We start from the raw sequence: 15,418 nt of genomic DNA on the forward strand, positions 1-15,418 counted from the left end.
CAACTACATCGCCCGAAGCCTGCTCGAGACCGGCGGCTTCAGACCCCAACTCCTACACCCCCGATTGGGATGAGCCCGAAAACGCCGCGACGGAGCGCGCCGGCGTGCCCTGCGGCGGGGATCGCTACGCGGCCGCCCACCCCCTCCGTCCCTGCCTCTGAAGCTGGGCGGGGCAGGAGCGACCGTCGGCGCTACGCCGTGAGCTCATCGCCGCCGAACCGCTGTCGCGCCGCCTGCCGCGTCACTCCGAGTTCCGCGCCAACCTCACCCCACGTCGCGCCGGCGGCGCGCAGCACCTGGACCAGCAGTGCCACGCGCGCGTCCGCGCGCTGCCGCTCGAGCACCGCGGCGCGCAGGTCGCGCGCCGCCTGCACCCGCGCGTGCGCGGCGTCGCCAGGCGTCTCGGTGGTCGTCACCCAGCCACACTGGCGAAGGCACCGCCCACCTGTCAGACACGACACGCGGCACCTTGACGGTTCGGGCGCGCGAGCACCGGCACACAGTCGCCTGATGGCGCGCGGCGTGCGGACCGTGGCGAGCTAGATCCGCTCGAGCTGCATCAAGACCTCGCATGGGTCAACGCGGGCACCGTTGACCCGACGACGTCGCCGCGTGCCAGCGGCTGGACGAGCACACCCAGCGGCGCCACCGCAGCGGACCTCGCCGAAGCGCGCCGCGCGGTGCGCGCCGCCGCCCGCGCTGCAGGAGCGGCCTGCGCGATGTGGTTCGCCGCCGAGGGCCCGGCCCTACGCCGAGTGGTTGTCCTTGAGCACCCAGCGGTCGGGCCGCTGGCGCGCAACCGGCGGCGGCAGCTCGTCAGTTTTCCGGCAGGCGGCGCGAGGTCACGCCATGGTCTCTTGCCCACCGCTCGACCTCGCGCGGATCCAAATTCCAGGTCTCGGTCACAACGGTGCCATCCGCTGCGAGTTGCGCTGGCTCCGCTATCCCGAAGTTGTGCAGGAGCACCGCCAGCGCGTCGTGCGCCACCAATAGGCGCCCTTGAGGCTGGCCGGCCACCGCGAGGTCAGCCACCGTCACTGCCTCCGGCGCGACGGGAACTTTGCGGTCGCCGATGCGGACGAGGTCGCCGTGGCGGACCCCGACGAGGGTTACAGGCCGCGTCAGCTCGCCGTCGGCGGCGTCCGCGTCGACAAGCCCGATCAGAACGTCGGCAGCGCCCCATGCTCCTGCCTGTCGGACCGTCCACGTCAAACAGGCGTTCACCGCGAGCACCGTGTCCTCGGCCAGAGTGACGTCTCCTACTTGGCTGCCGTCTGCGTCGTCTTGTGTGTTGAAGGCCACCGGAGTGGCCGCGAACGATGTGCCATCGATGTACAGCTCCAGGTAACCGAATCGCGGGTCCGTAGCCTCGTGCCCGTTTCGGTAGGGCGGTGCGGTGACAGTGACCCGACCTGGCGCTGGAATCGCCCTGCCGTCGGCTTCGAGCATGCGTTGGTGGGGCGTCGCGAATGAGTACGACCGCCACCACGCCTGGGCGTCCCGGGCTGCCGTCCGATCGAGAGTCGCCTCGGCTGGGGAGTGGGGCGAGATGCAGACGTACAGCCAGAGGCCGTCACCGCGTCGTAGCGCGTCCAGGCCTCCGTCCGTCGCGGCGCGTGTCCGCACGGCTCGTGCTGCCTGGCCGTCGATGCGCCCCCGGTAGCGTTGCGCGACCTCGGTCTCGGCCATCCATCGGACGTCCGCGCCGTCTCTGACTGGGTAGTGCAACGGGCGCCGGCCGTCGCCGGGCTTGCCGGTCACCGCGTGTGGAGCGGATGGGCTCGGGCGCACGATTACGGCGAGGTAGTTCCCTCCGGTCGTCGCAGGCACCGGAACGAACGCGATCCGGGGCTGGGGGGTGGCGTGGTTCGCCAGTGCCTGTCGGAGACGTTGCTCGGTCGCGCCCGGGTCAGTGACTGTGGCGTCCAAAGACGTCGCCGTCTCACCCTCTTCGTGTACCCCGATCAGAATCAGCCCCCCGCGCTGGTTCGCGAGGGCACACACGTCCTTCGCGAACTCCTGCGCCGCGGTCCAGGACACTTTTGCGCCGGGTGGGCTCGGCGGGTACGGGTGGGACTTGAACTCCAGTCGCTCACCTTCGCGCGCCTTTGCGCCGACGAGAGCCTGCAGCGCCGTCTCCGTCAGGCCAGCCGCGTCCAACGGGCCTCCGAGGATCGATTCCAGTTCGGGGTCTCGCCACAGTGTCATGCGTGTAAGCCTCGCACCCCCTTGACACCGAACGGCGGCAGAACCGACCGAAGGTGTTGCCGAGGCGTGGCCGCGTGAGGAGGCGCCGTCGCGCCGGTGAAGAGGTCGTCGTAGACGGCGAACAGGAGACCGTCGCCCTGGCGTATCGCGACCAAGGTGTTGGAACTAAGACGAGTTGTCCGCGGCCTAGTCTCGTGACCAGCGGGCTCGGCACGTCCGACGACCAGTGACGTCCCACGACCATGTCCGAGTTTTTGCCCGCGGGTGGGAACAGCCGAGCGTCAGCGTCGGCGCATCAGCCCATGCCAGGTCGTCGCTCGTGGTCAGCGCGCACACTAGATAACCTCTTGGTGAATAGTCGTGGAGCCGGCGACGTGCGCGGCTACGTCGGGCGGAGGTGTGGCGTGGCGGGCGAACCCTGGCCCGGTCGGGTCGACCGAGCGATGCGCGTGCGTCAGTTGCACGCCACGTACCGCGAGGCCGACGTTGTCGACGGCGAGACCGCGCACGGAGTGATCGGGTCGCTTGACCAGCGCGCCGGTGTTGGTGCTCGTCACCATGTCGTGCCCCGCTTCCTGCTCGACCGATGGGCCGACCGGCGCGGACAGGTCCAGGTGTATAGCAGGGTGGACAAGAAGTTGGGGCTGCGGAACGTGCGCGACCTTGCGATCCGCGATTTCTACACGTTTGTCGACATCCACGACCAGCAGAACTCCCTGCTCGAGTCCGTCCTCGGGCGTGTGGAGTCGGTGGTGGCAGTGGTTCTGAAGAACATCCAGAGCGCGTTCATCAAGGACGCGGACATCGACGCCGACGACTTGGCGACGCTCGCACTTTTTACCGCGTTTCAGGTCGTGCGCACGCCGCGCCACCGTAAGGAGTCTGAGCTGCACGCCGACTGGTACGCGAAAACGATGATGCGCGGCCAGGTCAGCGAGGAGGAGTTGACAAAGCTCACGGTTGTGCCGCACCAGAACGAGCTTGTCTCACGCCTCGGGTCGATGGCCGACGAACTCGCGCCCTACCTTCTCGCGCGCCCTCTCACGCTGATCAACCTCGACCGACCACGCCTGCTTGTGAGCGACGAGCCGGTGGTCGTCAACGTAGGGCCCGGCCAGGTGCACCACCCAGACTGCTTCTTGAGCGACGAGGACATCCAGTCACGGATCGCCAAGGAACGCCGGAAGAAGAAGCGGCGGCAACGTGAGGTGTCGCGAATCGTGCACTTTTGGAGCCCCGTGCCGCGCGGACTGGGGACCGCGCTGGAAGTCGTGCTGCCGATCAGCCCGCGCTCTGCGTTGGTTTGGGGACCGTTGAGCGACGATGGCGACGTCGGGGTGTTCGAGCGAGAAAAGTTCACTGAGTCCGAGTCCGAGTTGTTCGCACAGCGGGTCAACGACGCGCTGTGCGCCCAGGCCCTCGACTGGATTATCTCCACGCCAGACGACACCGCCTTCGCCGACCGTAGCTTTCCTGAGCTCGGGCCACTGCTACGCGTATGCGACGGGACGAACGCGGCATCGGCCGCCATCAACTCGACGCCGGCTCTGATGCGCCCACGTCGTCTCGCCAAGGGCTGAGGAACCAGCCGTTGTCTTGCCTGGCCCCGTTTCCCGCAGTGGGCCGGCTTCTGCCAGCGGAGAGCCGATCTCTTCGCCGTTTTCGGCGCAGTACTGCGGGGCGCCGCTCACTCCCGGAATCGTCACTGATCAGTGGGAGGCTCGCCTCGTGACCGTACGCAACAAGCCAGACTCCGACTACGACCTGCCCGAGCCGGCTGACGGCGAGGTGGCGCTGCTGCTGCAGAGCATCTGGGACCTCCTCGCCGGTGGTGAGCATTGGCCGCGTTACAGCACGGTCGATCGGCAGCTGTACCGGGAGCGGAAGCTTGACGTCGATGCGGTCCTCGCACGCACCCCAGAGACGCTGCTGCTGGGCGGGCGTTTTCTGGGCAGTGAACGTCCGAACGCTGATGCTCAGCTGTCGCTCACCGCTGCCGGTGCCGCGGCGTGCGTCGGCAGCGAGCTTGCGCTCAAGGTGTTTCTCGCCGCCGTCCAGCTCGCGGCGGAAGCCGAACTTCGGACCCTGCCTGACGGGCAGGACCCGATCGTGACGTTCGAGGACGCGGCTGCAGCTGCCGGGGTTCAGGTGACCGGTGAGCACGCCGATGGGATCGCCCGGCAGTCCGGGCTGCTGCTGCACGCCGAGCCGTGGACGGGGCACATGCTGCTGCACCAGGGCGGATGGCGGCTGTCGGTGGACCGCCGCGCTCGCCCGTACGCGGACGTCGTGGACCTGGCCGGCTACTGGCGGCTGCGCGAGCGCCAGGGCTCGGCGCCCACGACGCCACAGCTGTCGGTGCCATCCGTTGAGGCACCCAGCCGCGGCGATGGGCGTGTACTGCACCTGCGGCGCCGATGGGAGGTCGGGCAGCGGCTCGGGTCGGGCGGCTTCGGCCAGGTGTTCATCGCCACGGGTGACGACGGGACGGCGGCCGCGGTGAAGTTCGTGCCCAAGGAGCCGGGTGCCGAGCGGGAGCTGCTGTTCGCCGAGCTCGACGGGGTCCGCAACGTTGTCCCTGTCATCGACTCCGGTGAAGTCGATGATGCCTGGGTGCTGGTGATGCCACGTGCTCAGCACTCCCTCCAAGACCGTCTGGACGAGGCGCAAGGACGACTGGGGCTCGACGAGGTCCTCGCAGTCCTGCGGAACGTCGGGGCGGCGCTGACCGACCTGGCGGCACGTAGTGAGCGCATCGTGCACCGCGACATTAAGCCGGGGAACGTGCTGCTCCTGGGTGGGGCGTGGTGCCTGGCCGACTTCGGCATTTCCCGCTATGCAGAGGCCTCGACCGCTCCCGACAGCCGCAAGTTGGCGATGTCCCCGCCGTACGCGGCTCCGGAGCGGTGGCGCGCCGAACGGGCCACCGCCGCGGCGGACGTTTACGCGGTCGGAGTGATGGCGTTCCAGATGCTCTCTGGTTCGCTGCCGTTTGCGGGACCCGGCTGGGAGGACTACAGGGAGCAGCACCTGCACGAGGATGCACCGCCACTGCACAATGTGTCCCCGCGACTGGCTGCTCTCGTCGCGGAGTGCCTGCAAAAGCCACCGCAGGCTCGCCCCGCACCTGAGGTGCTCATCAGCCGGCTGCAGCGGGCCAACCGCAGCGAGCAGTTTCCCGGTGTCGGAGCCCTCGCAATCGCCTACCACCACCAGGTCGGCGAGGTGGCGGCCGAGGCAGCGTCCAGGTCCCGAGCCCGTAGCGAGGCGCAGCGCCGCGAGGAGCTCGCGACGGCGGCCAGCCGGTCCCTGGATGCGATCTCTGCGCAGCTGCTCGAGGTTGTTCTTGACGCTGCGCCGGGCGTCGAGGTCGAGCGTCGACGCGAGATGAAGTGGATCGTGCAGCTCAGCTCGACGAGGTTCGGGTTGTCGGCTGCGACCCCGTTCGACGGCCGAGCCTGGGGCGGTGGGCACCCGCCGAACTTCGACATCGTCGCCTTCGCCACCGTCAGCGTGCTCATTTCGACCGACGCGTACGGCCACGATGGTCGCAGCCATTCGCTGTACTACTGCGACGCCCAGCGTGAAGGTTCCTACGCCTGGTACGAGACCGCGTTCATGCACAGTCCGCTCGTGCACCAGCGCTCAAGCCAGGACCCGTTCGCCCTGCCGCCCGGGCAAGAGGCGGCGAAGGCGCTGTCACCAGGCATTGCTGGGTACCAGGTCGCGTGGCCGTTCACCGAACTCGTCATCGGTGAGCTCGAGGAGTTCATCGACCGGTGGGTGGGGTGGTTCGCCGCCGGCGTCCAGGGCAAACTGGCGCATCCGAGCACGATGCCGGAGCGCTCCACGGAAGGGACTTGGCGGCGCGGGTAGCCGCACGCTCTCGTGCCGCGCGTCCTGTGTCCGCGATCCAGCGGTCGGACTCGATGTCCATCCCCTCGGCTGATACATAGGCGGCTCGACCACACGTGCTCGCACACAGCGGGACACGATGCCCTGGCGCCTCGTAAGTCAGGGCCGCACGGGAGCGCGCCAGACGCCCATCGTCGATGGACGCTCGGCGTCTACTAGCGCCAGCGTCCTCCGCGGACACACCGCCGCTGTCGGGTCACTGACAACGGAAACTACGGACGCGGGGGCGGCGGCGGCGACGGACGCGGCGTCAGTGGGCAAGGCGGCTGCGGCGGGCGGCGGGTGCGGGCGGCAGGCAGGCGGGGCGGCGGCAGCGACGGCCGGCGCGGCGGGTGGCAGCGGCCTACAGCAGCAAGCGGCGACAGCAGCAGGCAGCGGCGGCCTGGCCGGCCGCCAGGCGGTTTCGGTGTCTACCCGGACGCGCCTGCCCGTGTTTCCCAAGACCGTGGGAGACACGGGAGCACGCGACTTTCAGCGGTCTGACCTGCGTGAACACCCGCCTGCGGCGCGCCTGTCGACAGCAGCGCTCTCCCACGGGTGGGAGAGCGCAAATAGTGGCTTTGACCTGCACGAACACGGCCATGTTTCCCATGTTTCCCACGATCTGGGCGGCAGACCCCCTATAGCGGGGGAGGGCGTGACCATCCAAGGCGTCCGTACTAAAATAGTTTATCCGGTGTCGATGGTTATCGGGTGGTGCTTGGCGCTTTGCCCCGTCTTGCCGGCGGCCGAGCTGGCAGAACTCGTCGCAGGTTGGGTGTCACAACCGGGGGCGCTGGAGCAGTTACTGCGCACATGTGGGGAGTAGGTATGACGGGGGCGGCGGGTTGCGGCGTGTCGCGGCGCGCCTACCCGATTCCGATTCGGGCAGGCGCTATCCATGGGTCATGGCCAGTCGTCCAGGACGTAAGAGCAAGGGTGACCGCGTGCAGATCGCGGTGCGCCCCCCGCGTGACCAGTTCGACCTCTACCGCCGCCTCGCTGAGGAGGGCGGGTACCCGAGCATCAGCGACTACCTCGTCGCTCGTCTCGCCCAAGCTCACGAGCTCCCGGTACCGCAGTGGACTCACCCGACTGTGCCTACGCACCAGCTGGAGCTGCCGTTGGGAGCCTGATCGACCCTCAGACAGCGAGAAGCTCCCCTACGCCGGCCAGCAGACGGGGAGCTTCTCGAGGAACCGCGACCACCGAGCGAGCGAGCCCGTGGCCTTTGTTGTGTCTCCGAGTGTAGAGCCGAACCCCGTTGTAGGGATACCCCGGCTCCCATCGGCATGTCGTGTCGCATCAACGCCGCTTCACCCCAGGTATGACGGGGGTGTCGCGTGACTGCCTTGCCGGCCGACCACTGGGGTCACCAGACCTCCCTCGACCGCGTCTTTGACGCCCTGGAGCGCGGCGGGTACGCCCCGACCCGACGTGCACGCGAGTTCAAGGCGCTCTGCCCAGTACAGGGAGAGCGCACCGGCTCGCTGAACGTGACCTGGAAGGCACGTGCCAACGGCGGGCTCACGACGCTGTACTGCCACTCGTGCCACGCCGAGCAGTCGGTGATCGCCGAGGCGCTCGGTCTCGGGATGGTGGACCTGTTCGACAGCCCGCCGCCTCCCCGTGAGGGAGACGAGCGCTGGCGTGTGGGGCGTGGACCCACGACCCGTGCCGCTGGGCGTCGCCGTGGTCGCCTGGGACCGCTGCCCCGCCGGCGCACCCTGCCCGCGGTCGATCACGAGCACACCTACGTCGACCAGGTCACCTACCCCTACAGCGACGCCCACGGCTCGCTCGTGCAGGTGGTGGTCCGCCGCGTCTGCACTCACTGCTCCGCGAAGGAGTTCGTGCAGCGCTTCGCGACCCCGTCCGGTGGCCTGGTCAAGCGCAAGCCGGCTGGGTTCACGCCGGTGCTCTACCGGCTGCCAGAGGTGCTCGCGGCAGTGGCCACCGGGCAGGTGGTCTGGCTGCTCGAGGGCGAGAAGGACGTCGAGACGGCCGAAGGCCTCGGTCTGGCCGCCACGACCAACACCGGTGGTGGCGGCGGGCTGACCCCCGAGCTCATCACCGTGCTCGCCGGGGCTCACGTCGCAGTCGTCCTGGACCGCGACGGGACCGGGTGGAACCGGGGCATCACCGCCCACGAACGGCTGACCGCCGCCGGCGCCGCGTCGGTACGGCTGCTGCTGCCGGCGACCACAGATCCCAAGAGCGACTTCACCGACCATGTCCAGGCTGGGCACACCCTCGACGAACTCATCAAGGTCGACGTCGACGACGTGCGCGTGTGGGCTGCCGGCGCCCGGGTCGAGGCTGCCTACAAGCGCATCGTCGACGCGGACGACGAGATCACCTTCCACCTCGATCAGGCACGCGAGCGGGCGAACAGTGACCCCACGGCGGCCGAGGAACACACGAAGTTTGCCGAGCGGTGGGTGCTGGAGACCGAGCTGCGGTGGGAGTCGATCCACGACGCCGCCCAGGAGGTGGCCCGCGCCGCTGCAGGCCGCGGGAGCACCTGGGTCCTCGAGGCCGCCCGGCTCGCCGAGAGGCTCCTGGATCAGGCCACCGCCGCCGCCCGACTGGCGCACGAGAGCGCCAACAAGCCGGTGCCGGCGGCCATCGCATCAGCCGCTGCAGCCGACTCCGCGACCACCGAGCAGGTCGGCGGTGACGCGGCACCCGGCGAGGGTGCCCAGGTCATCGACTTCCCCGGCGGCGGCGACGGGGGAGGTGGCGGAGGCAAGTCGAGGTTCGCGCCGGTCATCGAGCGCCGCGACTACCAGCTGGTGGACGGGCGCATCGTCCTGGTCCGGCACCGCGGCGGGTCGCAGACGTACGTCCAGATTCTCAACCTCGACCTGCACCTGGACGGGCGCGAGTACCAGGACACCACCAGCGACGTGGAGGACGAGGTCCAGGACGTCCTGCGCCAGCACAACGTGCTCGACCTGCAGACCGGTCAGCCGGTCATCCGCAACGAGCGCACGATCGCCCACTACCTGTTCTCCTACACCGACCGGCGATCGGGTGAGCGTGTGCAGATGCGGGTCGATGAGGACCGCGCGAAGTCGGGGGACTTCCTGGACGCGATCGACGTGCCCGGGCTGGAGTACGACAACACGAAGTCCGGCAAGTCCAAGGTCGTCGAGGCGGTCCGCTCGATCAGCAAGGACGCCGTCGACCACGTGCAGTACCGCGGCACCGGGTGGCGCCTGGACCCGACCCACGGCTGGGTGTACGTGACCTACACCGGGCTGATCACCGCTCGCGGGGTCATGCCCGGGCACCAGCTGATGCAGGGCTCGCTGGCCCGGTACGCCCTGCCGCGACCCAGCGTGGATGCCGCCGAGCTGCGGCGGTTCTTCCTGGCGGACTCCGCGGGGATGGTCGAGCGGTTCGGCGGCCGGGTCGGGGCCGTCTTGTGCGGGCACGCCTACGTCGCCCCGGTCCGCCGCAACCCCTACTCGGTGGTGCTCGTGGGGTCGCCCGGGTCGATGAAGACCGGCCTGGCCGCCCTGGCCATGCACCACTTCGGCACCGCCTGGGACCGCAACCGGCCCGCGGTCTCCATGACCGGCAACGGGTCGACGCTGAACGCGATGCGGATCGTGGCCCACCAAGCCAAGGACGCCGTCGCGTTCTTCGACGACGTCACCCCCGGAGGGTCGTCCACCGCCGCCCAGACCCGCCTCGGTGAGGTCCTGCAGATGCTGTTCAACCAGGAGGTGCGTGATCGCGCCGACCGCAACGGGGACGGACTGCGGTCGGGGCAGGTGCCCCACGCCACCGGCCTGTTCAGCTCCGAGCTCATGCCACGGTTCGGGGCCAACGCTCGCCGAGCGTTCATCGTGCCGCTGCAGCGCGCCGAGATCCGCCTCGAAGATGTGCTGGAGCTGGACAAGGTCGCCTCGCGGGTCGGGCGCGCCACGCTCCAGGCCTCGATGATCTCCTGGGCCGCGCGGGACCTGGACCGGGCCCGCCAGATCGTCAGCGATGCCAGCGCCACCTACGCCACCACCCTGCGCGACGCTGGGCGCACCAGCGAGGAGGCCGAGGCCGCGGCGAACCTGTGGGCCGGGTGGTCGCTCATGACCACCTTCCTCGTCGACGTCGGGGCACTGACTGCGATCGAGCAGCGCGCCTGGCTGCAGCAGGCACACGAGGGGCTGCACGAGGCGATCAACGCCTCTCAGGACCCCGACGCGCCGCTGAACGCCGGCGCCCGGCTACGCGAGCTGATCGCGTCTGCGCTGCGCTCTGGGGTCGCCCACCTGACCGACATCTCCAGCGACGACGCCCCCGACGACGAAGGCCTCGCGATCCGCCTGGGCTGGCGGCGCGTGAACCTGGGGATGCTCGACGAGCACGGGCGTCCCAAGGTCCGCCTCGAAGCGCGCGGTCAGCGCGCCGGGTACGTCAACCCCACCAGCCGTGAGGTCCTGCTGGACTCCACCGCCCTGGAGTCGATGATCAAGGTCGCCGCGTCCGGGCTGTCCGAGCCGTTCACCATGGACGCCAGCACCGCTCGCCGCGCCCTGCACGAGGCCGGAGTGCTCGAGGCGCAGTGGGACAGCCACGGCAGCGGCCGCTGGCGGTACACGATGAAGCGGCGGATTCTCTGCGAGTCGTCCACGACCCACCCGGGCCGATCGGCCGAGCGGATGATGACCGTGCTGCGCCTGGACGTGCTGCTCGGCGACATCGACGAGCCACCCGCCTCGGCCCCGCCCGCCCCGCTGCCCCCGCTCGACCCCGCCGGCGGCGGCGCCGGTGCCCCCCCGGCGCCTGCAGCGCCGGATCTGTCGCGTGCCACCGAGGACGGCCACCCCCAGGAGGACCTCATGGTCAACGCTGCTGTGAGCGTGCTGGCGCAGCCGGCCGACTGCTTCGTGTGCCAGCGCCCCGCCCGTACCGCGATCGACGGCCAGACCGCCGTGCATGCGACGTGCTGGGGTGCCGTGGTGCGAGGAGATGACGCCGCCGTCGCCGAGCTCATGGGCGAGCCGGCCGAAATCTCGTCCACGACCGACACCTCGGCACCTCCCATCACCGGCGCCGCGACCGCCGAACCCCCTACCGTCGAGCCCGTCCTCGAGCAGCCGGCCCCCGACACGTCCACCATCCCAAGCCCGCAGACCCCCACCCCCAAGACGCCCGACCGCGTGGTCAGCCGACGCGATGCCTTCACCGCAGCCGCGGTGGTGGTCGACGTCGACCTGGTGCACCTGCCAGACGGCACCACCCGTCCCACCGGGACCGTCGAGCACCTGGGCGACCTCGCACAGCTCGGCTACGACCTGCACCTGGGCACCCAGGTCACGGCCGGCTCCCGCGGCAGCCGCGGCCACGACGACCCTGGCGTCGTCGTGGTCACCACCGAGCTCGCCGAGCAGCTGCAGATCACCACCCGCGGGCTCCCCCGAGACGGTGCCGAACGCGCCACCGCGTTCGCCGCCGCCCACACCCAGCACCCCTCCCTGACCCAGGCCCTGACAGCTGGCTGGAACGTGGCCGCGAAGGTCGGCACCGACCTGCGGGGATGGACCAAGCTGTGGCGCGAGGGCCAGCCGTCGGTCTACGTCACCTTCACCGACCTGCTGCCCCCCACCGTCCGCTCCGGCGACGCCGGGCCAGCCACGATCGCCCGCCGGCTGGGGCTGTTCGCCGACCTGATGGGCACCACCTTCCACCTGTCCGCCCAGGCCACGGGCACCGACCTGATGCGGGCGCTGCGGACCAAGCGCGCCACCGAGTTCGTCGCCCACGAGCCGCCCGGACCGGCGCGACGCCTGGGAGATCCCGACCTGGACTGGTGCCGCAAGCCGGTCGGGCAAGAGCAGTCGCTGCGGTACGTGCACGCCTACGACCGTGGCGGGGCGCACCTGGCCGGCGTAGCCGGCCTCGAGCTGCCCGTGGGAGATCCCGTCCACCACCCCGACGGGCTGCCGTTCGACGCCAAGCTGCCCGGCTACTGGCGGGTGCAGATCCCCGACGCCGCCGACTGGCGCTACCCCCACCCCCTCTACAAGGGCCGCACGGCCGAGTGGGACTGGGTGACCACCCCCGCCCTGGCCCTGGCCGTCGAGCTCGGGTACGAGCTCGACGTCAGCGAGGCATGGGTCTGGCCCGAGCACGCCCGCGTCCTGGACCCCTGGTACAAGCGCGTCACCGCCGCCCGCACCGCGACCGACGCCGACCCCACCGACCCCGACCTGCCCACCGTCCGGAACCTGGTCAAGGAGCTCTACACCCGCTCGATCGGGATGATGGGCTCGTCCGCCCACGCCGAGGGCACCGCCACCTACTACCCCGAGCGGCGTCACCACATCGTGGCCAAGGCCCGGGCCAACCTGCTGCGCCGGGTGGTCCAGATCGGCCAGGACACCGGGGTGTGGCCGCTGGCCGTCAAGATCGACACCGTCCTGTACGCCTCGGACGAAGTTGACCCGCTCAAGGCCTGGCCCGGCCAGGACCAGCACCTCGGCCGCGGCCTGGGTCAGTTCAAGGTCGAGGGCACCGGCCTGCTGGCCGACCAGCTGCAGCACCTGGACAAGAACCGGTGGGCCGACGAGGGCAAGGCGCTGCTCACCGCCGGCACCACCACCGACGGCGCTGAGTAGTGGCAGCCGGCGACCAAGGAAGGGCGCGTGGCGCGTTCTTCCAAGCCCTCACGGGCCGATCCGGAGCAGACGTCTCCGGATCAGCCCGGTCCGACATGCGCGGCATGCTCATCGCCGCCTACGGGGCATCACGCCGCGACTCGTCCAAACCCGATACCGCCGCGGCCGCCAAGTCGCTCGGCGTCTCCCAGCGCACCGTCCAGCGGTGGCTCGCGGATCCCACCCGTCAGCACCAGGCGCCCCGGGCCGCCACCCTGCACAAGCTCACCACCAAGGCCCGACAGGCAGCCACCACCAAGCGCGGTCGCGCCCAAGCCATCAAGCAGCGACCCGGCGGCACACCACCCGCGATGCGCGTCTCGGTGACCGGCGAGCAGGGACCACGGCCGGGACCCGGCTACACGCGCTACCGGACTGCGAACTTCGACCTGGCCGACCCCACGCTCTCCCAGGGGTTCATCAACGCCTACGTCGACCGCGGCGAGGCCGGCGCCATGCAGTGGCTCAAGGACAACGCCGACCAGACCTACAACGTCGACCGGTGGCACTTCGACAACGTCGACGACGTCAACATCCGCGGCGAATACGGCCGCGACTAGCGGCTCGTCCGCCCCCAGGGCCAAGTCACATCACGTCCCTCACCAGCAGTTACTGACGGTGAAGCACCGGACTGCCGAGGAGACGCCATGACCGAACTCGTGCCACGAAACCGCCCCAGCCTGGCCCAGGCCCGTGTCCTCGCTCGCACCTGCCAACCCGGACGTGCGATCGCCCGCCGCTCCACCGCCCTGGATGAGGGCCTCATCACCACCCTGAACGCACTGGTCGCCGCCATCGAAGCCGCCGTAGCGGTACCCGAAAGCCTCGGCGGCATGCCCCGCACCGCCACCCTCGAGGCGTACGAAGACGGCCACAACGAGGCCCTACGCAAGGTGCACGCGGCCATCGCCGCCCACATCCGCACACCCCTCGAGGACTGACACCGCCGCAGCCATGCGGCATGTCACAGCCACATAACGAGCAACCCTCGTCGTTGTCGAGACAATGGGTCCTCTCTACGCCAGGCACCTAGATGCCACGTCGCAGTAACTCTGCAGGAGCGTTCGCGCCTACTTCTGCTCTCAAATCACCTAGACTACTTCTGTGAACCAATCAAGTCACTCACGCTCGTCCACCCAGCCCGCCGGACGAACGAAATCACTTGCAAATAACCATAACTCTGTTGTGAGGCACCCTTGGAGGCACAGACTATGGGCCTGGGCCTCCATCGGCGTAGCCGCACTCGTCTTATCTGTTTTCGAGATGACAGGCTTTCTGTCGGTCACGTCGAGCGACACGACTGAGCCAGCGACTGCCTTCGCTCTTGTTTTCTTATTTATTGTGTTTGCCGTCGGCGTGGTCAACTTCTTTCAACCCGCCGCCAACAACGCCGACACAGTCCCGAAGGCCTGGTCCTATAGTTACCTGTGCACAACCTGGTGCGTAAGCCTGGCTATTATCAGTGTCGGAGTCATCGTACTCACCGAAGACACTCAGATTGGAGCCCCTGGCGCCCTTATCACAGTTACGGCATTCGGCCTGTTCCAATTCGTCGCCACCGCTCATCTTCTGGACCGGTGGACCTACAAGCCTAAAGCGCGCACTGAAATTTCCAACCAGTACCTTCTAGTGTCGGGCAACTGGACGTTGGTGATGCTCCTTCTCATGTTGAATGTCGTATGGCCCGAATTCAACGAGCTCGCGTTCGACGCGCTCGTCACTGCGTCGATTCTCAGTGTCCCTGTGGCAGCAGTAGCAATCTGGCGGACTAGTGCGCTCAATAACGTCGGCGCCACCCCGGCCTCGACTCATCACCCATCGGGAGTAGCGGCCGCGCCGCGCCTCGACACCACACCCTCCGACGCAGGCACACGGAGAGTTCGACGGCTCTCGCTTGCAGACGCGCTGATCACTCTGATAGTCCTCCGGAGCCACACCCGCCACGGTCGCGACAAACTCTAAGCCTCTCCATAAAGCGGCTTTCATACCGAAAGCACTTTCAACGTGTGTGATGGGGTGGCCAGACTCGCAGTGCTCGACCATCTCCCATTACTCCCTTTACAGCTAGAGCGGTGAAGTCCCTGGCCCCCGCGGCCACGGATCTCCAAGGCGCGGCTTGGGGCAAGAGGTTCCTGAGGACTCTTCTACTAGCCCGCGTCGTCCGCTTCTCTGTGCAGACGGCGGACCTGTTCATCTCGACGGCGGTCGCTTCGCAGAGTCGAAACCAGCACGAGCACAGCGGCCACAGCACGCCGATGAACGACCCGACAAGCCCGTCGAGCAGGGATCGGCCACCACCCACCTGTTCGACTGCACCATGCTCGGGACCCGCCCTGGCCCGAGGGGCCCGCCAGGACCAGCCCCCCGTCCTGGGCGTCTCCCCGGTGCGCGCGAGTCCGCCGGCACCTGAGCACGTAGCCCCGGAACCTCCTGCGTTTAAAAACTCAGGGTCAGCCCCGCAACGAGCAAGGGGCAACGTCGAACGGTCGGCACGTCGCCCGGGTCAACTTTGGCAGAGGACGGCCGAGAAACCAAAATCGAGTTGTCGGCGCGGAGCGCCGACTTAAAGAATCCGCGACTGCGCCGCCTTGGCGGTGCATTCCTTTGCGCTTGCCTCGGTGCGGAGCGCCGAGGACCCGCTGCGCCGG

9 protein-coding genes are annotated in these 15,418 nt (G+C 69.1%); 7 read left to right on the forward strand and 2 right to left on the reverse strand.

What is annotated here, in order from left to right; genetic code table 11:
* Positions 1-191: 191 nt before the first annotated feature.
* On the reverse strand, positions 192-416 hold the full coding sequence (locus tag Q0840_RS18825; protein WP_298462665.1) for a hypothetical protein: 225 nt from the start codon (positions 414-416) through the stop codon (positions 192-194).
* Between the two features lie 400 nt (positions 417-816).
* On the reverse strand, positions 817-2,208 hold the full coding sequence (locus Q0840_RS18830) for a helix-turn-helix domain-containing protein (RefSeq protein WP_298462668.1): 1,392 nt from the start codon (positions 2,206-2,208) through the stop codon (positions 817-819).
* 374 nt (positions 2,209-2,582) lie between these two features.
* Here Q0840_RS18830 and Q0840_RS18835 point away from each other — a divergent pair, with 374 nt between their 5' ends.
* The 7 genes from Q0840_RS18835 to Q0840_RS18865 all read left to right on the forward strand — a co-directional run bounded on the left by Q0840_RS18835 (position 2,583) and on the right by Q0840_RS18865 (position 14,732).
* Positions 2,583-3,788, forward strand: a complete 1,206-nt coding sequence (locus tag Q0840_RS18835) for a DUF4238 domain-containing protein (RefSeq protein ID WP_298462670.1) — start codon at positions 2,583-2,585, stop codon at positions 3,786-3,788.
* A gap of 148 nt (positions 3,789-3,936) precedes the next feature.
* Entirely contained in the window at positions 3,937-6,084 is a 2,148-nt protein-coding gene (locus Q0840_RS18840; RefSeq protein ID WP_298462673.1) for a serine/threonine-protein kinase, read from the forward strand.
* Positions 6,085-7,010: 926 nt separating this feature from the next.
* The gene (locus Q0840_RS18845; RefSeq protein WP_298462676.1) at positions 7,011-7,238 is read left to right on the forward strand and encodes a hypothetical protein; all 228 of its coding nucleotides are present in this window, start codon (positions 7,011-7,013) and stop codon (positions 7,236-7,238) included.
* Positions 7,239-7,445: 207 nt separating this feature from the next.
* On the forward strand, positions 7,446-12,731 hold the full coding sequence (locus tag Q0840_RS18850) for a hypothetical protein (protein ID WP_298462679.1): 5,286 nt from the start codon (positions 7,446-7,448) through the stop codon (positions 12,729-12,731).
* Positions 12,732-12,826: 95 nt separating this feature from the next.
* On the forward strand, positions 12,827-13,330 hold the full coding sequence (locus Q0840_RS18855) for a hypothetical protein (protein WP_298462682.1): 504 nt from the start codon (positions 12,827-12,829) through the stop codon (positions 13,328-13,330).
* A gap of 87 nt (positions 13,331-13,417) precedes the next feature.
* Entirely contained in the window at positions 13,418-13,711 is a 294-nt protein-coding gene (locus Q0840_RS18860) for a hypothetical protein (RefSeq protein ID WP_298462685.1), read from the forward strand.
* Positions 13,712-14,033: 322 nt separating this feature from the next.
* Positions 14,034-14,732 carry a hypothetical protein gene (locus Q0840_RS18865; RefSeq protein ID WP_298462688.1) on the forward strand — a complete coding sequence of 233 codons (699 nt, stop codon included), beginning with the start codon at positions 14,034-14,036 and terminating at the stop codon, positions 14,730-14,732.
* The last annotated feature ends 686 nt before the right edge of the window (positions 14,733-15,418 follow it).

The organism is uncultured Cellulomonas sp., assembly GCF_947494015.1.
GTDB lineage: Bacteria > Actinomycetota > Actinomycetes > Actinomycetales > Cellulomonadaceae > Pengzhenrongella.

What these genes read in the sequence shown, in the direction of transcription:
- Q0840_RS18845 (WP_298462676.1), top strand. Translation starts at nt 7,011, where the DNA reads ATGGCCAGTCGTCCAGGACGTAAGAGCAAGGGTGACCGCGTGCAGATC.
- Q0840_RS18865 (WP_298462688.1), top strand. Translation starts at nt 14,034, where the DNA reads ATGACAGGCTTTCTGTCGGTCACGTCGAGCGACACGACTGAGCCAGCG.
- Q0840_RS18860 (WP_298462685.1), top strand. Translation starts at nt 13,418, where the DNA reads ATGACCGAACTCGTGCCACGAAACCGCCCCAGCCTGGCCCAGGCCCGT.
- Q0840_RS18855 (WP_298462682.1), top strand. Translation starts at nt 12,827, where the DNA reads ATGCGCGGCATGCTCATCGCCGCCTACGGGGCATCACGCCGCGACTCG.
- Q0840_RS18830 (WP_298462668.1), bottom strand. Translation starts at nt 2,208, where the DNA reads ATGACACTGTGGCGAGACCCCGAACTGGAATCGATCCTCGGAGGCCCG.